The organism is Actinoplanes xinjiangensis (assembly GCF_003148685.1).
GTDB classification, from domain to species: domain Bacteria; phylum Actinomycetota; class Actinomycetes; order Mycobacteriales; family Micromonosporaceae; genus Actinoplanes; species Actinoplanes xinjiangensis.
Map to the genome: position 1 here is coordinate 1 of NZ_QGGR01000013.1, position 26,199 is coordinate 26,199.

Genomic DNA, 26,199 nt, shown 5'->3' on the forward strand with positions numbered 1-26,199 from the left:
AGACCCGCTTGCCACTCCGCGAGCACCGCCCCACCCAACATGACCAGTCAACGAGCGACCGCTGCTCAAGTCGCAACACCGGGTTGCAGTACTAGGCCGGGCGTGGGCCGGTTCGGCAGGCTGTTCGGTCCGGGTCCTCGTAGCCGGCTGATCGCGCAGTTCACACCCGCTCAGGCCGACAGCCTCGCTCGACGGCCGGACATGACGGGGTGGCGGACTGAGAGCTCCGGCGGCGAGTAGCCGCCTGTGGAAGAGAGCGGCCGCGAAGTCTCGCGATGGTGTCCGAGGGTGCGGGCGCCGACGGGGTGGATGGGGAGCGTGGTTGGATGATGGAGTGACGATCACGGTGGGCGACGTGCCCGAGAAGGGCCGGTTCGAGGCGCGGGACGAAGCCGGTGAGCTGGCAGGTGTGGTTACCTATCAGGTGACGGGGCCGATCATCGCCTACACCCACACCGAGGTCGATCCCCGGTTCGAGGGGCAGGGAGTCGAGTCGCTGCTGGCCCGTACCGTCATGGACGACGCCCGAAGCCGCAACCGGACCGTCGTGCCGATGTGCCCGTTCCTGGCCGAGTGGCTGGAAAGGCACCACGACTACGACAAAATCGTCGCCCGCTCCACCCGCCGCATCAAGTAGAGCGACACCTCCGCCGCCTTACGGCTCACGGGGTGGGGATTGGTGAGCGTTTCGGTTCGCCGAGCGCAGCCTCCGCCAGTTGGGTAGCCGACCGGAGCGGTGATGCTGCCGATGGGGTGGGGACTGGCGGGGCTTACCGCCGGCCGGCGGGCCGTTGGGTCGCGTGCGGCGGAGTCGGTGCGGTGTGGGTCAGGTGGGGCCGCCGACCCGTAGGACCTCGGCCAGCCGCAAGCGGCGGCGCAGCGCCGCCTCGACGCGGACCAGCAGCGGCACCGCGCTCAGGAACAGTGCCACCACCGCGGCGAGGACCGCCCACGGCAGGACGGTGGCCGGATCGGTGACCTGACCGGTCAGCACCCGCAACCCGAGCGGCCCGGTCGTCATCGCCGCCACCAGCGCGCCCAGGAGCGGCCCCCCGACGGCCGCGACCGTCGCTACCGGCAGGAGTTCGCCGGCGGCGATCAGGCGGCCCTGGCGTGGTGTCAGGCCGAGCGTCCGCAGCCGGCTCACCGTCAGCCAGCGGCCCGGAGCGCCGGCCGCCGCGGTCAGTGCGAAGCCGAGCAGGCCCGTCAGCAGCAGGAATGCCGCGGCGGCCCAGGTCAGCCGGAGCAGTCCGGCGACCAGTGGTGCGGCCCGCCGGGACCGGGCCACCTCGGTACGGGAGACCACGGTCAGGCCGTCGGTGGCCTGTGTGGCGCCGGGCCCGGTCACCCAGATGGTGTTCGGCGGGGCCGGCAGCCCGGCCGTCACGTCGACGATCACCACCTCGGTGGCACCGCCGACCGCCGGTGCCGCACCGGACGCGGTCAGCCGTACCGCCGGTTTGCCCGGTTGGAGAATGTCCACGATGGAGCCTTCGTGCAGGGCGTCGCCCGCGGAACGGACCAGCGCCTGCGCGCCGGTGAGCGCCGTTCCGGTGAGGGCGCGGCTGTCGACGATCACCAGCCGGGCCGGCACGAGTCGGCCGTCCGCGACGATCTGCGCGCTGTCGGTGACGTGCCCGGTGACGACCCCGGTCACGCCGGGGGCGGCCGCGATCCGGCGGGCCGTCTCGTCGGTCGTCGCGGCGGCGTCGTCGGTGAGGTCGGCGCGGACGTCCGCGCCGACGGTCTCCTGCGCCCCGCCGGCCAGCCCATGATCCACGGTCGCTGCCGTGACCAGCGCGAACGATGCCAGCGCCGTCGATGTGACCAGGGCGGCGACGGGCAGTGCGCGCCCGGATGTGGCCGACGCCTGCGCCGTACCGAACACCGCCAGCGGCCGCCGGGACCGCAGCGACCACCGCAGCGCGAGGTGGGTGACCGGCGGCAGCAGGCGGACCAGCAGGACGGCTCCGGCGATCACGGCGAGCGTGGGTGCGAGCACCGGCAGACCGGATCCGAGCCCACGCTGGTGGAGCGCGACGATGGCGGCGGCCGCGGCCACGAGGACGGCGATCTCCGCGGCGGCCCGGCGCAGCGCGCCGGTGTGCCGCGCCCACCGGCGGGCGGACCGGTTGGCGGGTGTCTTGCGGTCTCTGGTGGCCGAGGCGGCGTGCAGGATTCCGTACGCCGGAACGGCCGCGACCGCCGTGACCAGGACCGGCGCCACCCACAGCCAGGCGACGCCGCCCGTGACCAGCAATGCCGCGGCACACCCGGCTCCGGCGGCGGCGAGCGCGACGAGTGCCGACTCGGCCAGTAGTTCCGCGCCGAGGGCGGTGAGTGCGGCGCCCCGCTGCCGGGCCAGGATCAGGGCCGGTGACCGGCGCCGGACGAGCAGGTCGGCGGCGAGCAGCAGCACCAGCACGGCCCCGGCGAGGATCGCGGCGAGCAGCACCGACGCGTGCACCTCCGCCGTCTCGACCTGGGCGGTGACCTCGTCGAGGACCGAGTCGAGGCCGGTTCGCCAGGTCGTCGTCGTGTCGACGGCGTTCGACGACGCGGAGCGGGCCTGGAGACTGACGACGGTGGCGTTGACGGTCCGAGCCGCCGACCAGGTCAGCACCGTGGTGTCGGGGGAGAACACGACCGTGCGCTCCAACTCGTCCGGCCCGAACGCGAGCCGGGCGTCGGGCAGCGAGCCGGCGGTCAGCAGGCCACCGAACCGGGTCGTGCCGGCACCGTCGGCGTCGGCGGCCGGGTTCAGCAGCCACGGCGCCTCGGCCCACACCGGGTCGGCCGGATCGACGGGCCGGAAAATGCCACTGACCTGTACGTTCTTGGTGTTCCCACGTTCGTCGGCGACTTTCAGGAGCGCGCCCGCCCGTACCCCGAAAAGGTCTGCCGCCGTTTCGGAGACGCCGACCTGGACCCGCCACGGTGGCGCATACCAGCCGACTTCGGCGGTGTCGTCGGCGGGCGCCGCCGGTGCCGTGCCGGCGGTCCAGGTGACCTGCGGGCCGTCGCCGGCGGCCAGGTACGCCATCCGGAAGGTCCGCAGCACGCTGCCGTCGGTGACCTTCAGGGTCGGGCTGATCACGGCGGCGACCGGTGGCCGCATCATCGCCTGCAGTTCGCTGCCGAGTTCGTCGAGGGCACGCAGGCGCAGGTCGTTGACGTCGTCGGCGAGCCGGGGCAGGCGGGCCCGGCCGTTGAGGGTGTCGTCGGGTTCCCACCGCGCGCTCACGGTGATCTTCGCGCTGTTGCCGGCCCGCTGGACGGCGTCGCGGACGGCCTCGTCGGCGGTCTTCTCCATCAGGCCGGGCACCGCGCCGGCGAGAAGGCTGACCAGCAGCACCACCAGCGCCGACAGCAGCAGCGGCCCGGCGTCGGCGCGGATCCGGCCGCGGATCGAGGCGCCGTGCAGTCCGGTCCTCACGGCGAGACCTCCGGTCGAGTGGCCGGCGGTCCCGGGTTCGGGAGAGCGGTCATGAGGCGACCCGCAGGTGGGCGGCGTCGGCGCGGCGGGACTGGATCACGACGACCGACGTGACGGCCAGTGCGGAGGCGGCCAGCAGGACCGCGAGCAGCGCCGATTCGGCGGGCCACGGCCACACCGGCGCGACGGTGGGCACCGGCACGGCGCCCGTCTCCGACCGCACCAGCAGGGGGCTGACCAGCCAGGTCGCGGCGGCGCCGACGACTGTTCCGGCGAGCAGCATCGGTATCAGGACGATCGTGTGCTGGCCGAGCAGGGTGGTACGGATGTCGCCGCGGGTCATCCCGAGTCCCCGCAGTCGCGCCACCTCCACGGCCCGGGACTGCAGGTCGCACGTCACGTGCAGGATCAGGCCGGCCAGCAGCAGCAGGACCGCGGCCGGAACCAGCATGCGCAGCGAGCCGGGCAGGGCGGCCGGGACCGGTCCGGTGCTCAGGCGGGCTGCTTCGCCCGTACGCGTGCGGATGTCACCGAGATGGAGTCCCGCCGCCGCGGAGGCGTCGCTGGCGCCGGTGACCCACCAGGCGTCGATCGGGAATTGGGCCTCACCGCGCACGAGCAGGGCCCGGGAGAGGGTGTCGAGGTCGGCGGAGATCGCGGCGGCGCCGGGTGCGGCCGGGACCGTCGTGGTGACCCGGTCGATCCGCACCGGCACCGACGCGAGCCCGACCAGGACGTCGAGTTCGTCTCCCGGCCCGACCGACAGATGCGAGGCGAGCAGTTCCGAGACGGTGACCGGCACCGGGCCGGGGTCGGCGAACGCGGTCGCGACCAGCCGCCGGGCGGCGTCCGGTGGGCCGCCGAGCGCCACCTCCGCGGTCATCCGCAGCGCCGAACCGTGTGCGGTCGCGGTCGGTGCGGTGAGCCGGTTGGCCCAGGGCTCGGCGGACGTGGCGGTCCAACCCTCGCCGCCCGGTACCGACAGGTCCACGGTGACGGCGCTGGTCCGGATGCTGTCGTAGGCGAATTCGGGTGCGGTGACCGGCAGCATCACCGCGATCAGCCGCATGCCGTCGACCGGTGCGCAGTCCGGCAGCCGGTGTGGGCGCCCGTCGAGCCGGATCGTCGGTACGGTGCAGGTGGTCCGCAGGCCGCTGGTGTCCTCCAGGATGAGCAGCGGGGTCACCGACAGCGGGTCGGGGCCGGTCGCCCGCCCGGTGACGGTGAGCGCACTGCCCGCGGCGATCGGGATTCCGGGGGCGTCGCCGGGTCCGCGGGCCGCGACCAGCCTCGGCGGGTTGTCGCCGCCGCCGATCCACTGCCCGATCGCGACGCCGCGATCCGCTGCCGGGCGGGCCCGGCCGCCGGTGGCCCGGTCCACCTCGGCGCCCTGGCCGGCGAACGCGGGCGCGCCGAGGGTGAGCACCATGTCGGCGCCGACCGCCATGTCCGCCTGGTCGTGCTGGGACCGGTGCCAGGTCGCGTCGAACGCCACCGCGAAGGTGGCCGCCGCACAGCCGAGGGTGACCAGAAGGCCAGCGGCCACCGCCCGGGGCCGTCGTGCCGCCTCGAACACCGCGAGGGGCAGGGCCAGCCCGTTCGCCCGGCTCGCCCACCGGTCGGCGGCCCGTAGGGCGACGGGTGCCAGACGCAGCGCGAGCACGCAGCCGGCGGCGAGCATCAGGGCGGGGACCAGCACCCGGATCGCGTCGACGCGGGCGTCGGCGCCGTCGGACCGGGCGGAGAACCAGGCACCGGCGGCCAGCGCGACCATGACCACGTCGGCGCCGGAACGGGCCAGCCCGGACCGGGCCGGTGTCGGGAGGAACAGCAGCGCGGCGCCGGCGGCGACGGCGAGCAGCTGGGGGCCGGTGACCGCCGGGTCGGCGGCGAGTCCGGCGTCCGCGAGCGGCGGCAGGCCGGTGAGGGCGGCGTGCGCCAGCGACGACAGTGGTGCCGCGACGGCCACCGCGAGCAGGGCGAGCAGCGTCGCCTCGGTGGCGGCGAGCCCGGCCAGCTGGGGGCGGCTGGTCCCGGCGGCGGACAGCAGCGCGGTCTCGGCCGCCCGTACGTCCGCGGTCAGCCGTCCGGCCAGACGTAGGGCGGCTGCGGTGAGGACCGCGCCGAGCACCGCCACCGCGAGCACGGCCGACGCGGTGATCCGCTGCTGACGGGCGGTGGCGGCCAGCACCGCCGGCAGCCGTGACGCGATCCGTTCGATCTGCACCCGTTCGCCGAGCACCGCCGACAACCGTCCGTCGGCGGTGCGGACTCCCGCGCCGAGCCGGTCCAGGGTGGCCGGGCTCGGCGCGGAGAGGTCGGGCTGGGCCGTGATCTCCAGACGGCTCACCGCCGAGCCGCCGGCCAGCAGATCCCGGTAGTCCATCAGGAACGGCCCGAACGCCTCGGCCGTGCGCAGCGCGGACCCGTCCCGGTAGTCCGGCACGTAGCCGGCGCCGCCGAGGGTGTCCCGATCCCAGCCGCCGCCGGCCCGGGCGCGCACGACGCCGACGACCGTCAGGGTGACTCCGGGTGCCGGGTCGCGGACCAGTTCAGTGCCGAGGCGTACCCGTGTGCCGGGTTTCGCGCCCAGTGCCCGCGCGGTCCGTTCGAGCAGCACCGCCTCGCCCGCGCCGGGGCGCGGCCATCGTCCGCTGATCAGACTGGCGCGGTCGGTCAGATCTTCGACCCCGGAGAGGTACGCCAGCCCCGGCGCCCCGTCGGCACGGCCCGGAATCGGCCGCATCACCGTCGACATCCGCCCCGCCATCACACTGCCGAACGGCGTCACCGCCTCGCGCAGCACCGACCGGGTGTCGGCGTCCACCGACGCCACGTCGCCGCGCGCGATCGTCACGGTATAGGCGGTGACGCCGGTGTCGGCGGGGACGGCCCGGGACGCGGCGACCTCCAGTGCCCGGTCCGCGGTACGGGTGACCAGTAGGGCGCACACGCCGAGCAGGGTGGCCCCGATGGTGACGACGGTGAGCACCGCGGCCAGCAGCGGCCACTGCGCGCGGGCCCGCCGCAGGATGAGGGTCCGCACGGCTACGCGTCGACCTGTCCGTCGCTGATCCGGATCACCCGGTCGGCCAGCGCCATCATCACCGGGTCGTGCGTGGACACCAGGGCGGTGACACCCTCCGACTCGACGACGGCCCGCAGCAGCGCCATCACCGAGCGGCCGGTCTCGGCGTCGAGCTGGCCGGTCGGCTCGTCGGCGATCAGCAGCCGCGGCGACGCGGCGAGGGCCCGCGCGATCGCGACCCGCTGCTGCTGCCCGCCGGACATCTCGGAGGGCCGCTGGGCGGCGTGACCGGACAGGCCGACCAGTTCCAGCAGCAGCGCCACCCGCTGTTCACGGTCGGCGGCCGGGGTACGGGCCAGCCGCAGCGGCGCGCCCACGTTCTCGGCGGCCGACAGCACCGGGATCAGGCCGAACGTCTGGAACACGTACGACACCCTCTCGCGCCGCAGCCGGGACAGTCCGTCCTCGTCGAGCCCGGTGACCTCGTCGCCGTCGACGACGACCGTGCCCTCGTCCGGCCGGTCCAGCCCGCCGACGACGTTGAGCAGTGTCGTCTTGCCGGACCCGGACCGTCCGACGAGCGCGACCATGCTGCCCGCCTCGACGTCGAAGGAGACGCCGCGCAGCGCGTGCACGGTGGCCGGGCCGCTGCCGAACCGCCGGTGCACGTCGCGCACCGACACCAGCGCGGTCACGACGGGTCCGGGTGGATCGTCACGTGGTCGGCCTCCAGCGCCAGCCGTACCCGCCGGGTCAGTTCCAGGGCCTCGCGGTACTCGCGGGGGATCTGCACCCGCCCGGCCCGGTCCATCACCGCGTACTCCTCAGCGATCACGTGCGTGTCCCCGTTCGACGACGTCTCGGTGCGCCGCAGCACCTCGCTGCTGGTCCGGCCGTCCCGGATCGCGACCGTGCGCTCCACCTGGCCGCTGACCTCCGGGTCGTGGGTGACGACCACGACGGTCACGCCGAACTCCCGGTTGACGTGCCGCAGCGCCTCGAACACCCCGGCCGACGTGGCGGTGTCCAGCTCGCCGGTCGGCTCGTCGGCGAACAGCACGCGGGGTTCGTTCGCCATGGCCACCGCGATCGCGACCCGCTGCTGCTGGCCGCCGGACATCTGGGCCGGCCGGCGGTCGGCGCAGTCGGTGACGTCGAGGGCCGCGAGCAACTCGTCGGCGCGGGCCCGGCGCTGCCCGGCCGGCCGGCGGGCGGCGACCATCGGCATCTCGATGACTTCGCGGGAGGTGAGGTACGGAATCAGGTTCGCCGCCGTCTGCTGGCGGACGAACCCGACGGTGTGCCGCCGGTAGCGCACCCGGTCGCTGCGGGACATGGTCAGCAGATCCGCCTCGCCGACCCGGGCCCGTCCGGCGGTCGGCGCGTCGATTCCGGCGAGGATGGACAGCAGCGTCGACTTGCCCGATCCGGAGGCGCCCACGACGGCGATCATCTCGCCGGCGCCGACCAGCAGATCCAATCCCTGCAGCGCCTGGACCTCGATCGATCCGGTCTGGTAGATGCGGACCAGGTTGTCGCAGACGATCAGCGCATCCCGCCCGAACTCCGCCGCCCGTGCGGGCGGTTGAGGCAACGACATGACGGAGTCCCCCGGCCTGCGCTCCGATAGATCATGGGCGTGCCTTTGTAGCGTCTCGGGACCTCCGCCGTCAACCGGCCAGGTCGCGGCGCATGCGCAGGCTGCGGATGTGGTCGTCCTCGCGGGACAGCGTGGCCCGGACCGTGTCCATCGGCTGGAAGCCGCGGGCCCGGTAGAAGCCGATCCCCCGGGAATCGCCGAGGAACACCGACACCCACATCTCGGTACCGCCGGCGTCGCGGATCTGCTCGGTCACCCGGTCCAGCAGCAGGGTACCGAGGCCGCGGCCCCGCTCGGCCGCCTCCAGGTAGATCAGCGACAGTTCGCCGGCCGTCGTGTCCGCCATGCCGCCGCCGGCCGCCCCGAGGATCCGGCCGTCCTCCTCGACGACCTGGTAGCCGAACCAGTCGGGCACCGCCGGGGCGATGTCCCGGGTGATCCTCTGCTCGCTGTAGAACTCGGCCACGCTGCGGCTGATGTACCCCTCGGGCAGCAGGTCGCGGTAGGCGTCCCGGTAGGCCGTGGAGCAGATCCGGGCGATGGCCGCCACGTCGTCGGCGGCGGCGGGACGGACGACGGCGGTGATTGATGATCCAGGCACGCCCGCAAGATTAATGGGCGTTCATGCGCAGCGGTCCCAGCCGTTCGCCGCTACTTCGGCCGGGCTCTCAGCATCGCCCACACCAACTTTCCGGTACGGGTCGGGAACGCCCCCCACGCCTCGGCGGCCGCGTCGACGACGCGGAGGCCCAGCCCGCACTCGAACGGCGCGACCGCCGAGGGCACCAGGACCCGGGGCAGATCGGGACGGCGGTCCTGCACGGTCACCCGAAGCTGCGGATGCCGGTGGTACGGAGGCCGGCGCCGGGTCGGGAGCCGGGTGATGGTCAGGGTGATCGCGGTGCCGGCGTGCTGAACGGCGTTGGCGACCAGCTCGGAGGCGACCAGGACGGCGCGGGGATAGAGCTCGTGCAGATCCCACCGCCGGCAGGCGGTCCCGACGGCTTCGCGTGCCTCCGTGGCCGCTTGCAGGCGCGGCTGCAACGCGATGCAGATCTCGTCGGTCAGCGGCCGGCGGGCCGTCAGCACGGTGCGGGCCTGTCGCATGTCCGGGTGGATCGCCAGCTGGTGACGGGCGGCGAGCCGGCGCATGTGGACGGCGAGGGCGCTGTCGTCCGGCAGGCAGGCGGCCATCCGGACCGGTGGCCGCAACCGCCGTGCCTCGCGTGCCGTGGTGAACCACAGTGCGGCGCTCTGCGCGTGCGGGTCGTCGAGCCGGCCCAGGTCCAGCAGGATGCTCACCGGCTGTTCGTCGAGGCACTCGCTCAGCAGGGACCGGGCCTGCGCCCACGTCGGATGGTCCCATCGTCCGGTGACGGCGACCTCGACGAGCTGCGCGTCGGGGTCGATGATCGCGATGGCGCTGCGGGAGGGACCCGCATCGCCCTCAGGCGGTCGAGCGGTGTGGTGGGGCATAAGAGTCGTATTGCTTCGCATACCCGCCACTGAAACTGATGGTCTTGACAGAGCTTTCCCCGATTGCCGCTGCCTTGCATGCCGTTGCCTGATCGAATACGGCTGCCGACGGCCCGGGCGTCAGATCCAGGTCTAGGTGATGTCCTCCAGCCCCTGCTCGATGTCCGCGAATCTCGGCGGAATCGGCAGTGGTTCACCGCTGGCCCGGGCGTCCAGGAACAGCGCCGTCTGCAGGACGCCGATCATCATCCGGCGCAGGGGCAGCGATCCGCTACGCCGGAGGAAGTCGAACGCCGCCAGGAGGAACGCCCGGAAGACCGGGGGGTCGATGTAGACCTCGTCATAACCGGGAGCGGCGACACCGCTGGGTGTCTTCAGCATCTGCTCCAGGGAGGCGATCTGAGCGCAGAACATGAAGCTCGTGTTCTGGCTGCGGTCCCAGATCGCCGGCTGCTCCGGCCGGTCCCGGTACTCCTGTGCTGTCGCCGGTGCCGTACCGGTATAGAACAACATGCCCACGTCGGATCCCTCCGTCATGCCTCACCGCGTCAACCGGCCGGCAGCCGGGACGGTCTGTACGAGGCGGCAGTTCTGGTTCGACCGTGCGACCGTACAGAAAAACCCGAGGTTGCAGGGGGCATCAGTCCAGGAAGGTCACGGTCTCCGACAGCGGAGCGCGGGGGATACGCGGAGGCGTGAACGCCGGATCGGCGAAGCCGATCGACATGCCACAGACCAGCATCCTCTCGGGAGGCGGGGCGATCACCTCGGCGACGCTGCGGTGGTACTCCGCCCACACCTCCTGGGTGCAGCTGTGCAATCCCTCGGCCCGCAGGAGCAGCATGACCGTCTGCAGGTAGATGCCGACGTCGGCCCATCGCGGCGTCGGCATGTCGCGGTCCAGATAGCAGAACAGGGCGGTGCCGGCACCGAAGCAGTTCCAGTTCTCGGCCCGGATCCGGGCGCGTCCCGCGATATCGCCACGGGTGACGCCACGCCAGCCGTAGAGGACTTCCCCCAGGGCCGTCATCCGCTCCGGGTAGGGCGAGCGCAGCCGAGGCGGATAGTTCGCGAACTCCCGCTCATCGCCGGAGTCCCCGCCGGCGACCCGCCCGCCGACGGTCTTCTTCAGCCTCGCCAGCGAGCCCCCGGACACGACATAGACACTCCATGGCTGCACATTGCTGCCCGACGGCGCATGGGCGGCCGCCGCCATCACCCGCTCGAGAACCTCACGCGGAACGGGCTGATCAGTGAAACGACGAATCGACGCCCGTGTCCGCACCGCGCTGTAGACGTCCATCGATGCCCACGATAGGCCGTTCCCCGGCTCGCCCGCAGAGGGCCATCAACCGACCCGCCTTCGTGTGCCCCGATTCTGGGAGCCGGCTCTCGCTTCCGGTATGTGGCCAATCCGGACTGCCCGGCGTCGCAGTCCGGTTCCACTGTTGACCGGTCTCAACTCCTGGATTCAAGGGTGAGGTTGAGCAGCTCCAAACCGGTGACGGGCTGGAAGCCGATGTCGGTGTAGAGCTTCAGAGCCGAGACGTTGTCGGTCTCCGTCTGCAGTGACACGCGAAGCGCGCCAGCCGCCCGGGCATCGCGGATGACGTGGTGAAGGAGAGCGTTCGCGATTCCGCTACGGCGATGATGCGGGGCCACGTAGAGATCGCGGATCGACCATGCGGTGCCCAGCAGGAGCGATGCCGGCATGATCACGACGGTGATGAAGCCACAGACCTGATCGGCTCGGATGGCGGCGGTGGCAGCGATGCGGCGCTCTGCGAGCTGGTCGCGGAGCCAAGAACGAGTGTTCTCCGGAGACGACGGCAGTCCGTAGTGCGTCCGGTACTCGTCGAACAGTTCAGCCACCTGATCGAACGCCGGATGGGTTGAGGCAATCGGCACGATGGTCGTCGTCACGCCGTCAGTGTGGCCGACAGTCATGCGGGGAACGAGATCGCCCACGACGCTCGGTGAGGACCGCGGCTGCCCCTCGTCGAGAAGGCACCGGTCCTCGGGGTTCGACCCCGCGCCGCAGGTGCCGTTCACGGCCGCAACCGGCGGTGGAGTGTGGTGCACGCCACTGAAGTGGCGATACCCGCGTCGGCGTCTCCGCCGGGTTGTGACCGCATGATCACCTCTGGTTTTCGTCCCAGGTTGGGCAGCTGTGGGGGCACGCCGATGCCGCCGGTGTGGGTGCTTCACAGGCGACACACAGACGAAGACCGATTTGACCGTGGGCGCGACAATCCCACCGATGAACACCGATAGGCCCACCCCTGCACCCCAGGACAGCACGTCCGCGGAACCTGCCACGGTCGATGAGTCGGCGGAACCCACGGTCGCCTTGAGTGAACCCGTCGGCTCCGGTGACGGTGACGGTGAGCCGACGGTCTCATTGCCGGCCGCGGAGACCTCCGAGGCGACAGTTGACGTGTCGTCCTCGCCGGAGCCCGAACCGACGGCTGATTTGTCGGCGATCTCTCCGGCCGGGGATCCCGTCTCGGAAGACGAGAGTTCTGAGCCGACCGTGGCCTTGTCGGCGGCCGCGATCGCCGACGCGGCGGTCGAACCCTCAGCGGCTGAGGCCGCCGAAGAGACGGTTGCGGCCGAAGAGACAGTCACGGCCGAAGACGCGGTCGCGGCCGAAGAAATCGCCGCGAGCGAAGAAGCCCCCGCGAGCGAGGAGACGGTCGCCCTCTCGATGGAGGAGGAGACGGTCGCGCTCTCCGCGGTGGAGATGGCCGGGGCGGACGAGTCCGAGCCGACCACGGTGATCTCCGCCGAGTCCGAGCCGACGGTCGCGCTGCCCAGGCCCCGGGTATCGCCGGAATCAAAGGTGACCCTGCCCGCCGGCCGCGACTACTCGCCCGCCCCGGAACCGACGATCGCGCTGCCGATCCCACCCAGGCCGGCACCGCAGCCCACCTCGGAGTCCACGGTCGCTCTGCCGTCGGTGCCCGCCCAGCGGTCCGCGCCGACCGTCGCCCCGCCGCCCTCCGAGCCGACGATCGCCCTGCCGGTCGCGCCGGGGGCCCCTGTCGTCGTACCCCCGCAGGCGAAGCCTCTCTCCCGCCGCCGTCTGCTCTGGGCGATCCCGGCCGTTGCCGGCACCGCTCTGGTGGGTGGCACGATCGCCGCTCTGGCCGGTCGCGGCGAGCCGGAGGCCGCCAAGACTCCCAACCTGGTCGTCAGCGAGCCCGCCCCCTCGCAGCCGCCGGTCCCGGCGCCCACCGCGCCGCGCCCGACGACCCCGGTCATGAAGTTTCCGGTCCACACTCTGACGGACTTCCGCAAGGTGGTCCCGGGCGATCCGTTCCCCGCCGACGCCATCGCGCTCACCATCGATGACGGTCCGCATCCGGTCTGGACGCCCAAGATCCTGCGCCTGTTGGAGAAGCACGACGTCCCGGCGCTGTTCTGCATGATCGGTAATCAGGTCCGCGGTCACGAACCCACCGCCCGTGACGTCGCCGCCGACGGTCACCGGATCGCCAACCACACCTGGAGTCATCCGATCGATCTGGCCGAGCTGCCGGCCCACAAGGCGCTCAAGGAGATCCACCGGGCCCAGGACAAGATCTACAGCACCACGGGGTACGCCCCGAGCCTGTTCCGTGCACCCGGCGGCGCCTGGTCCAAGGGGCTGTCCGAGTCGGTCTCGCAGAGCGGCGTGATCCCGATGGACTGGAGCGCCGACCCGCGCGACTGGGCCCTTCCCGGCGTCGCCCACATCACGAATCGTCTGCTCGCCGCTCAACCCGGCCAGATCCTGCTGTGCCACGACGGCGGCGGCGACCGTTCCCAGACGCTGGCTTCGCTGAAGACCGTCATCCCCGCTCTTCAGGCCAGGGGCCTGAAGTTCGTCGCCCTCATGTGATCCGGATCGGGACCGGTGGGCGCGGTCGGTGGACCTGCCCGGCGTTCGATGCCTCGCCGGACAGGCCACTGCGGCCGTCTCGCATGGGCCGGGTTATTCGGGGTTGCCCTGGAGAGCGCGGACCTCGATGCGCGACTGGGTGGCGGCCGAGCACTGTTCGGCCCAGCGGAGGGCCGCCGCGTCGTCCGGAGCCTCGATGATCCAGAAGCCGCCGACGTATTGGGACGCCTCCACGAAGGGGCCGGGGATGTGTTTCGCCTCGGAGCCGGTGGCGTCGACGGTGATCGCGGTCGACGGTGGCTGGAGTCCTCCGGCGTGCACGAAGGCACCGGCCTCCTGCAGTGCCGCGTTCAACCGGCCGACGGCGGCGATCATCGCTTCCAGTTCGGCCGGGTCCATCGCCTGCATCGACGCCATCGTCGGCTCTTCGGCCGTGTCGTGCGGGACGGTCAGGAAGTACTGCGTCATCGGACTGTTCCTGTTCTGTCGCGGTCGGGTGGATCGGCGGATCACACCGGCGGATGTCGCCGGGTCGAGCCCCGGCGCCGGTGCGGTCCTCACCTTCCAAGATGGAGCGCCGTACTGACTACGCTTTCGATGTGGATCGAAAGGTAGTGGAGTTCCGGCTGGGTACGACCGACATCTCGGCGATCCGGTTCGGGATCTCCCCGGGGCACGAGCTGGTCCATGCCGTACGCACCGTGCTCCGTCCGCAGGTCGTGCCGCTGCACTGGGGCTGGTTCCGGACGTTGCGGGACGAGCTGACCAGCGAGGGCTTCCGGCTGATGGCGGTGATCATCGGTGTCGACGGGTACATGCCGGATTTCCTCACCGCCGACCCGTCCGGCGACCTGACCCCCGAAGAGGAGCTGGAGCAGCTGCGCCGGGTGCCGGACGAACGGCTGCGGTACGACCTGGGGAAGATGGTGATCCGGTCGAGCGGTGCCCGGCAGCAGGAGATCCGTGAGCTGATCGCGGACCCGGACCGTGCCCGAACGAGGATCGTCGCGGCCTGGCAGACGGTGTGGGAGACGTTGCTGGCGCCCGTGTGGCCGCAGATGTCGCGCCTGCTGCGCGCCGACATCGCGGTACGGGCCCGGCGCATCAGCGACGCCGGGCTCGGCGAGATGGTCGCCACACTGCACTCCACCGTCACCTGGCACGACGACGCGGTCCGGGTCCAGCTGCCGCATTACGAGGCGTCCATCGACTGCGGGGGTACGGGTCTGCTGCTGGTTCCCTCGGTGATGGCCACCCGTCGTTGCTCGGTCCTCGACGAACCTCCCACACATCCGACGATCTTCTATCCGGCCCACGGCATCTCCGAGACCTGGCACCGCCCCACGTCGGATGTGCTCGAGGCGCTCACCGCACTGCTGGGTTCGGCCCGAGCCCGCCTGGTCATGGAACTCCAGCGGCCGCTGTCGACGTCGGAGTGCGCCCAGCTGACCGGGTTGGCGACCTCGACCGCGTCCCACCATCTCACCGTTCTGCGTAACGCCGGCCTGGTGGACAGCCGGCGTGCCGGAGCCCGGGTCCTGCACACCCGTACACCCTTGAGCGAAGCCCTCGCCGGCGGGCACTGACCGGTGATCCCATCAGCCGAAGGTGGGACGGGCCGCCGGACACACTGATCCGCCGTTCGTCCCGGGCCGGTACCGGTCGCTGCGGGAGTCTGCGCTGGTCAGGGCCCCTTATCGTGGCGCATACTCGATCCCCCTTCTCAGAAACCGAGGCCGTACGACAGTGAGACGCCATTCCGTGCCGTTCGTCCTCTTCCCGCTGACCGTGGCAACTCCGGTCGCGGCTGTCTGGTTGATCCCCGACCAGACCAACGAAGCGGCCCGGAAACTCGCCGCGGACGGTGTGGAGCTGGACTACGGGATCGAGCCGGTGAGTTTCGGGCCGGTGGCCGACACCGTGATCGGCGTCGTGGCGTGTGCGGTGGTGGTGATCTGCCTGGCTCTACTGGCGTCGGGCACAGCCCGCCGTACGATCGCCTCGGCCTGGTGGGGGGTCGCCCTGTCGATCCTGGCCGTCGGTTTCTTCGGTGGCTTCTGCTGGCGGGTGTGGACCGCCGGCGGTATCGGTGCCAACATCGGCGCCGGTTTCATGGTGCTGATGAGCCCGTTCTGCATCGGGTTGGGCCTGCTGCCCGGGATCGTCGGAGCGGTGTTCATCCGTCGCGCCCGCAACCAGCGCCTGAGCAGCGCCGCCGCGCCGGAAACGGCGCCTTGACCTGGCTGTTCTGCCCAGAGAGGTGAAAAACGCAGCTTGCGGGTGGTCTGGGCTGCGATGAGGTCGGCTGCACCGGTCGTACGTTCCCGCGGCGCCGTTGGTCCGGTAGCGATCAGCTCACCGTTTCGCTGTGGTGCAGTACGGCGGCATTCGACACCTTCGGCGTCGCGCATCCCGGCGACTTCACCGGGAAGGTGGTCTTCCGCCGCTGTCCCGCCTGCGGCGAACGCAATATCGTCCGCGACGACGACTTCGCCTGCGCATTGTGTGACGGCGCCCTGCCGGCGGACTGGAACTTCGCCTCGCCATGACCGACTCCGTTCACCGGCGTCGGGATCTTCCGTCATCCGCGTCACCCGGCGGCGGCACCTCACCGATGAGAACGACCTAACGTCGCTTATGCCCCGTATTCAGTGCACCGCGCACCCCGTGGCGTCATGGTCTACGTCCCCACGCGGTGGACGAACCGGGCTTAATGCGATGGATAACAGTTTTGACGAAAAGACTTTCCCCGATATTTAAACGAGCCGCGATAGTGACGCTTGCGGATCACGATCGCCGGGGGAGTGGATTCCGGTTCCGGAACCGGGCCTTTGTTGCCGACATATTGACGAGTCGAGACGGCGAGGTAACAATTGCCCAGGAGAGCGCTCTCTTATCTCGTACCGCATGGTCCCCTCGCCCCCGCCGCACGTCTGTCCCCTCGGACGCGTGGCGGCAACCCGTCCGATAGGCAGGAACATGACACCCCCGACACTGAGTTCCCCACGGCAAGAACACCGACGCCGCGGGCGGGTCGTGCTGAGCGTCGCTCTCGCCGCCGCCCTCGGCATCACCGTCGCCTCGGTCGCCGGCAACGCCAGCGCCGCGGACCTTCCGCTGTCGCAGGGCAAGCCGGCCACCGCCTCGTCCGTCGAGAGTGCCGCGTTCCCCGCGTCCGCCGCGGTCGACGGTGACGCCGGCACGCGCTGGTCCAGCACGTTCGCCGATCCGCAGTGGTTGCAGGTCGACCTGGGCAGCACCCAGTCGATCAGCCAGGTCGTGCTGAACTGGGAGGCGGCATACGCCTCGGCGTTCACCATCCAGACCTCCCCGAACGGCAGCACCTGGACGAACATCAGCCCGGTCACCACGGGCCGCGCCGGGGTGCAGACGCTCAACGTCACCGGCAGCGGCCGGTACGTGCGGATGAACGGCACCACCCGGGCCACCCCGTACGGCTACTCGCTCTGGGAGTTCCAGGTCTTCGGCAGTGGTGTGAACCCGTCGCCGAGCAACCCGACGCTCCCGACGTCCGACACCCCCGACCTGGGGCCGAACGTGCGGATCTTCGAGCCGGGCACTCCGGCGTCGACCATCCAGTCGGCGGTGGACCAGGCGTTCAACGCGCAGTTGCGCAGCCCGACCGCGCAGTTCGGCACCCAGCGCCACGTGTTCCTCTTCAAGCCGGGCGCCTACGGCCGGGTGTGGGCCAACGTCGGGTTCTACACGACGCTCGCCGGTCTGGGTCTCAACCCCGACGACGTGACGATCAACGGCGCGGTCAACGTCGACTCCGGCTGGAACTACGGCGACGAGTCCAACGCGACCCAGAACTTCTGGCGCAGCATGGAGAACCTGTCGATCGTGCCCGAGGGCGGCACCAACCGGTGGGCCGTCTCCCAGGCCGCCCCGATGCGCCGCGTGCACATCAAGGGCAACCTGACTCTGGCGCCCTCCAACCAGGACAACGGGCAGGGCTACTCCAGCGGCGGTTACCTGGCCGACTCGGTGGTTGACGGCGCCGTCTCCTCCGGCTCGCAGCAGCAGTGGTACACCCGTGACAGCCGGATCGCCCGCTGGGACGGCGGCGTCTGGAACATGGTCTACTCTGGCGTTCAGGGCGCCCCGCCGAACGCGTTCCCGAACCCGCCCCACACCACCCTGGCCACCACGCCGGTCACGCGGGAGAAGCCGTACCTCTACGTCGACGGCGCCGGCCTCTACCGCGTCTTCGTGCCCGCTCTGCGGCGCAACTCCGCGGGCGCCAGCTGGCCGAACACCGCCGGCACCTCGATCCCGATGCGGGAGTTCTACGTCGCCAAGCCCGGTGACAGCGCCGCCCGGATCAACTCCGCTCTCGCGCAGGGCCTGAACCTGTTCTTCACCCCGGGTACCTACTCGCTCGACGAGACCATCCGGGTCACCCGCGCCAACACGGTGGTGACCGGTATCGGCTTCCCGACCCTGATCCCGAACAACGGGGTCGAGGCCCTCAACGTCGCCGACGTCGACGGCGTCAAGGTCAGCGGTCTGACCTTCGATGCGGGTACGACGAACAGCCCGACGTTGATGAGCGTCGGCCGGGCCGGTGTCCACACCGATCACGCCGCGAACCCGATCAGCCTCCAGGACGTCTTCTTCCGGATCGGCAGCAGCGTCCAGGGCAAGGCCACCACCACCCTCGTGGTGCACAGTGACGACACGATCATCGACCACATCTGGGCCTGGCGGGCCGACCACGGCGGCGCACCCACCGGCTGGGCGGTGAACACCGGCGACACCGGCCTCGTCGTGAACGGCGATGACGTCCTCGCCACCGGCCTGTTCGTCGAGCACTACCAGAAGTACGAGGTGATCTGGAACGGCAACCGCGGCAAGACGATCTTCTTCCAGAACGAGAAGCCGTACGACGTGCCCAACCAGGCGGCCTGGATCGGGCCCCGCGGTAACGGCTACGCCGCCTACAAGGTCGCCGACAGCGTCACCGACCACCAGCTCTGGGGCGGCGGCTCGTACGCCTTCTTCAACGCCAACCCCAGCGTCCGGGTGGATCGTGCCTTCGAGGTGCCCAACCGGGCCGGCGTGCGGCTCCGCAGCGTCCTGACCGTCTCGCTCGGTGACGTCGGCACCATCGCCAACGTCGTCAACGACACCGGCGGCTCGGTCCCCAACCCGGCCGGCAACACCACCCCGCGCAACGTGGTGGCGTACCCCTGATCCGCATCACCTCGTGACGCGGTAGCGACGACGGCGGCCACCGGTGCACTGCGCACCGGTGGCCGTCGCCGTCGGCTAATCGGTTGCCCCGTCGATCCGGGCCGGACACGATGACCGCCATGTCGACACCGGAACCGAGCACGATCGCAGCCTTCGACGAGGCGCTCCGGGCCGAGGCGGCCGGCGACGAGGACCGCCGCTGGGAGCTGGTCTCGCACCTGCACGTACACGGTGGGCGGGAGGCTCTGGACGTTGCCGCCCGGTGGTCCGGGGATCGTGATGCCGCGCGCCGCAGACTGGCCGCCGACGTGCTCGGCCAGCTCGGGGCCGCGCCCGGCCGGGCCGCGGCGGACGGTCCGTTCCGCGAGGACGCCCTGACGCTGCTGCTCACGATGGTGCGGAACGAGACGACGGCACAGGACGAACCCGATCCGGGCGTGCTGTCCTCGATCACCATCGGGTTCGGGCACATCGGTGATGTACGCAGCCTCGAGCCCCTGGTCAGCCTGCACGTGCACCCCGATGCCGAGGTCCGGTACAGCGTCGCCTTCGCCCTGCTCCGCCGGCCGGAGCCGGCCGCCCTGGACGCCCTCATCACGCTCTCGGCCGACGAGGACGTCCAGGTCCGTGACTGGGCCACGTTCGGCCTCGCCCGCCAGACCGACGAGGACTTCCCCCGGCTGCGCGAGGCGCTCGCCGCCCGGCTCGCCGACGACGACGTCGACACCCGGGTCGAGGCCCTGCACGGGCTGGCCACCCGCGGTGACGAACGGGCGCGGCAGCCACTGCTCGACCTCCTGGAGTCGCCGCCCGAGTCGTCCGACCCGGAGCTGATCTCCGAAGCGCTGAGCGCTCTCAGGACCGCCGGTCCGCGCCGTTGAGAACGGACGCGCCCGTCAGGGCAGCAGCTTCACGTCGAGTCTGGCGGCCAGTTCCCCCGCCTCGATGCCGTAGGTGGCGGCCACCCGTACCCCCTCGGCGTTGATGTGGAATGTCGCGACCTCGGTGTAGACCCGGGTCACGCACGCCTTGCCGGTCAGGGGATAGGTGCAGGCCGGGACCAGTTTCGGCTCGCCGGACTTCGTGAACAGCGTCATCATCACCCACACCTGCTTGGCGCCGGCGGCCAGATCCATCGCCCCGCCGACCGCGGGGATCGCGTCCGGCGCCCCGGTGTGCCAGTTCGCCAGATCGCCGCCGGCCGACACCTGGAAGGCGCCCATCACGCAGACGTCCAGGTGGCCGCCGCGCATCATGGCGAAGCTGTCGGCGTGGTGGAAGTACGCGGCTCCCGGCAGTTCGGTGACCGGCTGCTTCCCGGCGTTCGTCAGGTCCCAGTCGGCCTGCTCGTCGCCGACCACCTCGCCCATGCCGAGCATGCCGTTCTCGGTGTGCAGGATGACGCCGCTGTCCGGGCTCAGATGGCGGGCGATCGACGTCGGCTGTCCGATACCCAGATTCACGTACGCCCCGTCCGGGATGTCCCCGGCGACCAGTCGGGCCAGCTCGTTCTTGTCCAGAGCCATCAGGCCACCTCCACCAGTCGGTTCACGTAGATCGACGGGGTCACGACCGCCTCCGGGTCCAGCTCGCCGACCTCGACGATCCTCGAAACCTGCGCGATCGTGACCGTGGCGGCGGTCGCCATCACCGGCCCGAAGTTGCGGGCGGTCTTGCGGTAGACCAGGTTGCCGAGCCGGTCCGCGACGTGCGCGCGGATCAGGGCGACGTCACCGCGGATCGGATACTCCAGCACGTACTCCCGGCCGTCGATCACCCGCGTCTCACGGCCCTCGGCGATCGGCGTGCCGACCCCGGTCGGGCAGTAGAACGCGCCGATCCCGGCACCGGCGGCCCGCATCCGCTCGGCCAGGTTGCCCTGCGGCACCAGCTCCAGCTCGATCTTCCCGGCCCGGTAGAGGCCGTCGAAGACCCACGAGTCGGACTGCCGGGGGAAGGAGCACACCATCTTGCGTACGCGACCCGCCGCCAGCAGTGCCGCCAGCCCGGTGTCGCCGTTGCCGGCGTTGTTGCTGACGATGGTCAGATCACCGGCACCGTGCTCGATCAGCGCGTCGATCAGCTCGACCGGCATGCCGGCCATGCCGAACCCGCCGACCAGCACGGTGTCGCCGTCCTTGACCTCCTTGACCGCGGTGAGCGCGTCGACCGTCTGCGTCCTCATGCGTTCTCCAGCACCACGGCCAGCGCCTGACCGACACCGATGCAGATGGCCGCGACACCCCAGCGCTCGTTGCGTTCCCGCAGCACGTGGGCGAGCGTGCCGAGGATCCGGGCACCGGACGCCCCGAGCGGATGACCGATCGCGATCGCCCCGCCCCTGGTGTTGACGATCTCCGGATCCACACCCCACGCGTCCACGCACGCCAGCGACTGCACCGCGAACGCCTCGTTCAGCTCCACCGCACCCACGTCCGACCAGCCGATCCCGGCCTGCCGCAGCGCCCTCTCGGCCGCCTCGACCGGCGCGAAACCGAAATCCTGCGGGTCGACGGCGTGTGCGGCACGTCCGGCGATGCGAGCCAGAGGAGCAAGCCCCAGTTGTACGGCCACCCGCTCCGAACCCAGCAGGACGGCTGCCGCACCGTCATTGAGCGGCGACGCGTTCCCGGCCGTGATCGTCCCGTCCGGCCGGAACGACGGTTTGAGCCGCGCCAGTTTCTCGGCACTGCTGTCCGGTCGGATGCCCTCGTCGCGGGTCAGGTCACCGACCGGGATCACCAGGTCCTGGTAGAACCCCTCGTTCCACGCCTTGTCGGCCAGCACGTGCGAGCGGGCGGCGAACGCGTCCTGCCGCTCGCGGGAGATGCCGTACTTCTCGCCGAGCTGCTCGTTGCACTCACCCAGCGACGCGGTCCACTCGGCCGGCATCTTCGGGTTCGTCAGCCGCCACCCGAGCGTCGTCGACACCGCCTCCAGGTTGCCGGCCGGAAACGCCCGCGACGGCTTCGGCAGCACCCACGGGGCCCGGGTCATCGACTCCACGCCACCGGCCACGACGATCTCGGCGTCACCGGCGGCGATCGCGCGGGACCCGATGATCGCCGCGTCCAGGCTGGAGCCGCAGAGCCGGTTGACCGTGGCCGCCGGAACCGAGGTGGGCAGGCCGGCCAGCAGCACGGCCATCCGGCCGACGTTGCGGTTGTCCTCGCCGGCGCCGTTGGCGTTACCCCAGTACACGTCGTCGATCCGCGCCGGATCCAGGCCGGGGGCCTTCGCGAGCAGCCCGGACAGGGCGGTCGCGGCGAGATCGTCCGGGCGGACGTCGGCGAGCGCCCCCGAGTAACGGCCGAACGGGGTACGAACGGCGGCGTACACAAATGAGTCAGCCATGACACCCACGCTAGTTAGCAGCTCTGATATTCAGAAATACCCGTTCACACAGAACTGAGACTCTGCAAGTATCAAACGATGGAGCTGCGTCACCTGCGCTACTTCCTGGCCGTCGCCGAGGAACGCCACTTCGGCCGGGCCGCCGCCCGCCTGCACATGGCCCAGCCGCCGCTCTCCCAGCAGATCCGGCAACTGGAGAGCGAGCTCGGCGTACGCCTGCTCAACCGCAACACCCGCCGCGTCGAGCTGACCGAGGCCGGCGCCGCCTACCTCGACCGGGTCCGCGCCGTGCTGTCCGCCGTCGACGACGCCGGTGAGGAAGCCCGCCGGGTGGCCGCCGGTCTCCAGGGCCGCCTGTCGGTCGGCTGCGTCGGCTCGGCCACCTACAGCCTGCTGCCCGCGGTCGCCCGCCGCCTGCGCGAGGAACTGCCCGGCGTCGAGGTCGCGTTCCGCGGCGAGATGCTCGGCGCCCAGCAGGTCGCCGCCCTCCAGCGCCGCGACATCGACGTGGCCCTGCTGCGCCCGCCCGTCGACGACCCCGGCATCACCGTCCGTACGCTGCGCAGCGACGCCCTGATCGTCGCCCTGCCCGACGGGCACCCGCTGACCGCCCGTACCCGCCTCGACGTCACCGACCTGCGCGACGAGGACTTCGTCATCCACGCCGAACGCGACTCCGCCATGTACGGTGCCGTCCGCCGCCTCTGCGACCGCGCCGGCTTCGAACCCCGCATCCGCCACGAGGTCGTCGAAACCTCCACGCTGGTCACCTTCGTCGCCGCCGACCTGGGCCTGGCCATCGTCCCGGAGCCGGTCGCGCACCTCGGCGTCCCGGGCGCCACCTACCGCCCCCTGACCGACCCCACCGCCCGTATCGACCTGGCCCTGGCCGTCCGAGCCGACGAGGACTCCCCGGTGATAGCCCAGGCCACCCGGGTCCTCACCCAACTCGCCGCCTCCTGACAGAGATGATGTTCGTGAGCACCTCCCGCCCACCCCGGCTGGTCCTCACCGCTGTCTCGGAGCCCGTGAGACAGCGCTGACAGCCAGCCGGTCTTTCCGGCTGGTCCTGACCGTTGTCTCGGAGCCCGTGAGGCAGCGGTGACGACCAGCTGGATCTTCCCGGCTGGTCCCTACCGGTGTCTCAGCTGCGCTGAGAGAGCGGTGACAGCCAGCCGGATCTTTCCGGCTGGTCCTCACCGCTGTCTCGGAGCCCGTGAAACAGCGGTGACAGCCAGCTGGTTTTCGGGCTGGTTCTGACCGCTGTCTTGGAGGCCGTGAGGCAGCGGTGACAGCCAGCCGGATTTGCTGACGCCGAAAAGGGCGGGTGTCACAAGGGGCCCGGCGGTATCGCCCTATGGGCGGACGGGGCGAAGGTGGCCGGGGACGCCGTCACCGGACTGGGCGCTGGTCGGAAGGGAATCTATGGCGCTGCGGGTGAGTTCGGGATGGCGGCTAAGGGGTGCGGGTGCTACCCGTGGACGAGCCCGGCCGTGGTCGCGGCGGCTGGCCGGGGGATGTTCCCCCCACCCCACCGGCCGGCGACTGCCGCGAGCGCCCCGAGCCGCGGTCAGTCGGTGCGCACGCAGCAGGGTGCGGCCCCTGGTCTCCGGAGGATCCGCCGGTCAAGGCAAACCGGCGGCTGCTCCGAGTGACAACACGACCAGGGGTTCTGTCGTCCGGATCTGCGGACGAACGAGCACCCCGTGCGGCAGGGCCGGGCTCGTCCCCGGCCCTGCCATTCCAGCGCGGCCGGCCGTCCGAGGGCCACCCGCTGACCGGCGGGTCCGCCCCCGCCACCAGACGGGTCGACCTTCTCTAGCCCGTCATGACGTCCCGCGTTCGAACGAGTGGGTCCGGGCCGGGCGGGGCCGGGTCTGGGTGAGGCGGGTCGGGGTGGCGGTGGGGAGACGGGGTGGGCGGGGGTCAGCGCATGCCGAGGCGGGCCAGGGGCTCGACCAGTTCGCGTTCCTCGTAGGCCAGGTGGGACAGCAGGGTGTCGCTCAGGAGGTTCACCGCTTCGCGGAGGGCGGGGAGGCCGTCGGGGGCAGAGACCAGGGTGACCAGGGCCTTGTCGACGCCTTCGAGGACCTCGTGGATGACGTGGTGTTCCTGTTCGAGGCGGTCGACGACCGGGGCCAGGCGGGGGTCGCTGCGGCGCAGGTGCGGGAACAGTGAGCGGTCCTCGATGGTGTGGTGGGTGGTGACGATCCGGCAGTACGACTCGCAGTACGTGCCGAGCGTCCAGTTGTTCTGCCGCATGGTCATCGTGTTGATGTGGGAGCGGGCCGTCCCCACGTCCATCGTCCCGGCCTCGACCTGGTCGATCAGATCGTGGATCTGGGCGAGTTCACCGCGCAGGCCGTCGTGGACCTCGATCAGGTGCCGTCCGGTGGCCAGGTCGTGGGTGGTGTAGGTGCGGTCCGGATCGGGTGCCGGTCCGGTCGGGCGGGTCTGCTCGTCCCAGACCACGGTGCTGCTGCGGCGTACCCCGTCGTCGGGAGTCGGTGTCACGGGGAACGGTGGGCGGTCCGCCACGGTGACCGACTGCCTCGCCGGGCCGCCGGACCGGGCTTCGTCCGCTGCCGGCATGCCGGTCCGGGAGGTCGAGACCGAGCGGCCGTCCGGTTCGCCGGCGTGATCTCCCCGCGGCGCCGGGTCGCCGGCCCGGCGACCCTGCGGTGCCGGATCGCCGGCGGCGGCGGGCGGCACGCGGCTGCCGGCCCGTTCGGCGGCGACGGCCTCGCGGACCGCGGGGGCCACTTCAGAGGCGAATCGCCGCAGGTCGTCGGGGTCGTCGGTGGCGAGGATGAAGGTGCTGACGCCGTCGGTCAGGGCCAGGTCGGTGAGTTCCTCGGCCCACTGCTCGGCGGGGCCGTGGAGCGGGCCGCGGCCGACGTCGGTGAAGCGGCCGCCGATGTTGAGCAGCCGCCGGACGTCGGCGGGTCTGCGACCGGCCGCCAGGGCGGCCTCGTCGATGATCCGGTTGCCGGTGGCGAGGTCGCCGTCCCCGAGGTAGGCGAGGGAGGGCAGCCAGCCGTCGGCGCGCCGGCCGGTGAGGGCCAGCATCCGGGGTTTGTAGGCGCCGAGCCAGATGCCGACGTCGTGGGCGGGCGCCGGTCCGCGTTTCGCGCCGACGACCCGGTGGAACTCTCCGTCGACGCGGATCGGGCCGCGGGCGGTGGCGTCCCACAGCCGGCGGATGACGTCGATGCCCTCCTCCAGGGCCTGCACGGCCTGGCCGGGGGTGAGCCGTGGCGCGCCCATGGCCTCGATGGCGTCCCAGAAGGCGCCGGCGCCGAGGCCGAGTTCGATCCGGCCGCCGCTGAGCAGGTCGAGGCTGGCGACGCTGCGGGCGAGGACGGCCGGTGGGCGCAGCGGGAGGTTGGTGACGTTCGCCGCGAGACGCACCCGTTCGGTACGGGCGGCGGCGTAACTCAGCAGGGTCCAGGTGTCGAGGAAGCCGGGCTGGTACGGATGGTCCTGGAAGGTGACCAGGTCCAGGCCGGCCTGCTCGGCGAGCACGGTGAGCGCGACGACGCGGGTGGGGTCGGCGGCTGCCGGGGTGAGGAAGGACCCGAACTCTAGGGGGTGGCCGTAGTCGGACATGCGGCAACTGTGACGCGGAAAAGATGTTCTGTCAAACAGAACATTTGCTTTGCAGAACTTCTGCTGAGCTGAGCTAGGGTGGCCGTGTGACGACGCCCCTCGAAGGTGATCTCGGCTGGATGCTGGGAGTGGTGTTCCGTGCCTACGCCAAGGCCGCCGACCACGCCCTCGGTGACCTGCCCGGCGGCCCGCGCGGCTATCAGGTGCTCTCCGCGGCGGTCGGCGAACCGCCCCGCAACCAGGGCGCGATCGGCGCCGAGCTGGGCATCGACCGGACCATCCTGACCTACCTGATCGACGACCTGGAGCGGGCCGGGCTGGTCGCCCGGCACCCCGACCCGGCCGACCGCCGGAGCCGTCTCGTCATCGCGACCGCCAAGGGCCACGAGACCTGGCAGTCTCACCGCGACGCGCTCCAGCACGTCGAGGCGCACGTGCTCAGCGCGCTCGCACCCGCCGACGCCGCGTCGTTCCGGGGCCTGCTCCAGTCGATCGCCTGCAGCGCGCAGGCCCGCGACCCGCTGACCGACCTCTGCGAGGCCGTCGCGCAGGTGCGACCGGAGGCGCAGCGCCGCCCCCGGAAGAGATGACGGCGC

The 26,199-nt window shown here is 71.6% G+C and carries 22 protein-coding genes; 8 read left to right on the forward strand and 14 right to left on the reverse strand.

Annotated elements, in window-relative coordinates; translation table 11 throughout:
• Positions 1-334: 334 nt before the first annotated feature.
• Positions 335-637 (forward strand): GNAT family N-acetyltransferase, encoded by a 303-nt coding sequence (locus BC793_RS26825; protein ID WP_109597003.1) that lies wholly within the window; start codon positions 335-337, stop codon positions 635-637.
• A 189-nt stretch (positions 638-826) separates the two neighbouring features.
• Here the strand turns inward: BC793_RS26825 and BC793_RS26830 are convergent, their stop codons facing one another.
• The 9 genes from BC793_RS26830 to BC793_RS26870 all read right to left on the reverse strand — a co-directional run bounded on the left by BC793_RS26830 (position 827) and on the right by BC793_RS26870 (position 11,463).
• Positions 827-3,436: an FtsX-like permease family protein gene (locus BC793_RS26830; protein WP_109597005.1), complete on the reverse strand. Its 2,610-nt coding sequence runs from the start codon at positions 3,434-3,436 to the stop codon at positions 827-829.
• 49 nt (positions 3,437-3,485) lie between these two features.
• Entirely contained in the window at positions 3,486-6,482 is a 2,997-nt protein-coding gene (locus tag BC793_RS26835) for an FtsX-like permease family protein (RefSeq protein ID WP_109597007.1), read from the reverse strand.
• A gap of 2 nt (positions 6,483-6,484) precedes the next feature.
• A complete protein-coding gene (locus BC793_RS26840; protein WP_373871257.1) occupies positions 6,485-7,159 on the reverse strand; it encodes an ABC transporter ATP-binding protein in 675 nt (224 codons plus the stop codon).
• Positions 7,156-8,064, reverse strand: coding sequence for an ABC transporter ATP-binding protein (locus BC793_RS26845; protein WP_109597009.1), 909 nt, complete (start codon positions 8,062-8,064; stop codon positions 7,156-7,158). The genes BC793_RS26840 and BC793_RS26845 overlap by 4 nt, the downstream gene beginning before the upstream one ends.
• A 70-nt stretch (positions 8,065-8,134) precedes the next feature.
• Positions 8,135-8,665: a GNAT family N-acetyltransferase gene (locus BC793_RS26850; protein WP_158319377.1), complete on the reverse strand. Its 531-nt coding sequence runs from the start codon at positions 8,663-8,665 to the stop codon at positions 8,135-8,137.
• A gap of 50 nt (positions 8,666-8,715) precedes the next feature.
• Positions 8,716-9,561 (reverse strand): ATP-binding protein, encoded by an 846-nt coding sequence (locus BC793_RS26855; protein ID WP_146246462.1) that lies wholly within the window; start codon positions 9,559-9,561, stop codon positions 8,716-8,718.
• A gap of 111 nt (positions 9,562-9,672) precedes the next feature.
• Positions 9,673-10,053 carry a DUF6086 family protein gene (locus BC793_RS26860; RefSeq protein ID WP_203896387.1) on the reverse strand — a complete coding sequence of 127 codons (381 nt, stop codon included), beginning with the start codon at positions 10,051-10,053 and terminating at the stop codon, positions 9,673-9,675.
• 127 nt (positions 10,054-10,180) lie between these two features.
• Positions 10,181-10,843 (reverse strand): nitroreductase, encoded by a 663-nt coding sequence (locus BC793_RS26865; protein ID WP_109597017.1) that lies wholly within the window; start codon positions 10,841-10,843, stop codon positions 10,181-10,183.
• A gap of 155 nt (positions 10,844-10,998) precedes the next feature.
• Entirely contained in the window at positions 10,999-11,463 is a 465-nt protein-coding gene (locus BC793_RS26870; RefSeq protein ID WP_158319378.1) for a GNAT family N-acetyltransferase, read from the reverse strand.
• Between the two features lie 610 nt (positions 11,464-12,073).
• Here BC793_RS26870 and BC793_RS26875 point away from each other — a divergent pair.
• Positions 12,074-13,423, forward strand: a complete 1,350-nt coding sequence (locus BC793_RS26875; protein WP_146246465.1) for a polysaccharide deacetylase family protein — start codon at positions 12,074-12,076, stop codon at positions 13,421-13,423.
• Positions 13,424-13,516: 93 nt separating this feature from the next.
• Here the strand turns inward: BC793_RS26875 and BC793_RS26880 are convergent, their stop codons facing one another.
• Positions 13,517-13,891, reverse strand: coding sequence for a YciI family protein (locus BC793_RS26880; RefSeq protein WP_109597022.1), 375 nt, complete (start codon positions 13,889-13,891; stop codon positions 13,517-13,519).
• A gap of 131 nt (positions 13,892-14,022) precedes the next feature.
• On the opposite strand from BC793_RS26880, the gene BC793_RS26885 reads away from it, so the two are divergent.
• The 4 genes from BC793_RS26885 (at position 14,023) to BC793_RS26900 (ending at position 19,521) form a co-directional block, all read left to right on the forward strand.
• Positions 14,023-15,009 (forward strand): ArsR/SmtB family transcription factor, encoded by a 987-nt coding sequence (locus BC793_RS26885; RefSeq protein WP_109597024.1) that lies wholly within the window; start codon positions 14,023-14,025, stop codon positions 15,007-15,009.
• A 175-nt stretch (positions 15,010-15,184) separates the two neighbouring features.
• Positions 15,185-15,661: a hypothetical protein gene (locus BC793_RS26890; protein WP_109597026.1), complete on the forward strand. Its 477-nt coding sequence runs from the start codon at positions 15,185-15,187 to the stop codon at positions 15,659-15,661.
• 798 nt (positions 15,662-16,459) lie between these two features.
• Entirely contained in the window at positions 16,460-18,640 is a 2,181-nt protein-coding gene (locus tag BC793_RS26895) for a discoidin domain-containing protein (RefSeq protein ID WP_239170347.1), read from the forward strand.
• A gap of 119 nt (positions 18,641-18,759) precedes the next feature.
• Positions 18,760-19,521, forward strand: coding sequence for a HEAT repeat domain-containing protein (locus tag BC793_RS26900; RefSeq protein WP_158319379.1), 762 nt, complete (start codon positions 18,760-18,762; stop codon positions 19,519-19,521).
• 15 nt (positions 19,522-19,536) lie between these two features.
• On the opposite strand, the gene BC793_RS26905 is transcribed toward BC793_RS26900, so the two are convergent.
• Genes BC793_RS26905 through BC793_RS26915 form a run of 3 tightly spaced genes read right to left on the reverse strand, consistent with a single transcriptional unit; the run spans position 19,537 to position 21,994 of the window.
• Positions 19,537-20,166 carry a 3-oxoacid CoA-transferase subunit B gene (locus BC793_RS26905; protein WP_109597032.1) on the reverse strand — a complete coding sequence of 210 codons (630 nt, stop codon included), beginning with the start codon at positions 20,164-20,166 and terminating at the stop codon, positions 19,537-19,539.
• Positions 20,166-20,825, reverse strand: a complete 660-nt coding sequence (locus BC793_RS26910) for a 3-oxoacid CoA-transferase subunit A (RefSeq protein WP_109597034.1) — start codon at positions 20,823-20,825, stop codon at positions 20,166-20,168. Before BC793_RS26910 ends, BC793_RS26905 begins: the two co-directional genes overlap by 1 nt.
• Complete coding sequence (locus BC793_RS26915) at positions 20,822-21,994, reverse strand: thiolase family protein (protein ID WP_109597036.1); 1,173 nt, start codon at positions 21,992-21,994, stop codon at positions 20,822-20,824. Before BC793_RS26915 ends, BC793_RS26910 begins: the two co-directional genes overlap by 4 nt.
• 78 nt (positions 21,995-22,072) lie before the next feature.
• On the opposite strand from BC793_RS26915, the gene BC793_RS26920 reads away from it, so the two are divergent.
• Positions 22,073-22,957: a LysR substrate-binding domain-containing protein gene (locus BC793_RS26920; RefSeq protein WP_109597038.1), complete on the forward strand. Its 885-nt coding sequence runs from the start codon at positions 22,073-22,075 to the stop codon at positions 22,955-22,957.
• A 963-nt stretch (positions 22,958-23,920) separates the two neighbouring features.
• On the opposite strand, the gene BC793_RS26925 is transcribed toward BC793_RS26920, so the two are convergent.
• Positions 23,921-25,603: an LLM class flavin-dependent oxidoreductase gene (locus BC793_RS26925; RefSeq protein WP_109597040.1), complete on the reverse strand. Its 1,683-nt coding sequence runs from the start codon at positions 25,601-25,603 to the stop codon at positions 23,921-23,923.
• 86 nt (positions 25,604-25,689) lie between these two features.
• Between BC793_RS26925 and BC793_RS26930 the strand changes: the two genes are divergently transcribed.
• Complete coding sequence (locus tag BC793_RS26930; protein ID WP_239170348.1) at positions 25,690-26,193, forward strand: MarR family winged helix-turn-helix transcriptional regulator; 504 nt, start codon at positions 25,690-25,692, stop codon at positions 26,191-26,193.
• Positions 26,194-26,199: the final 6 nt, after the last annotated feature.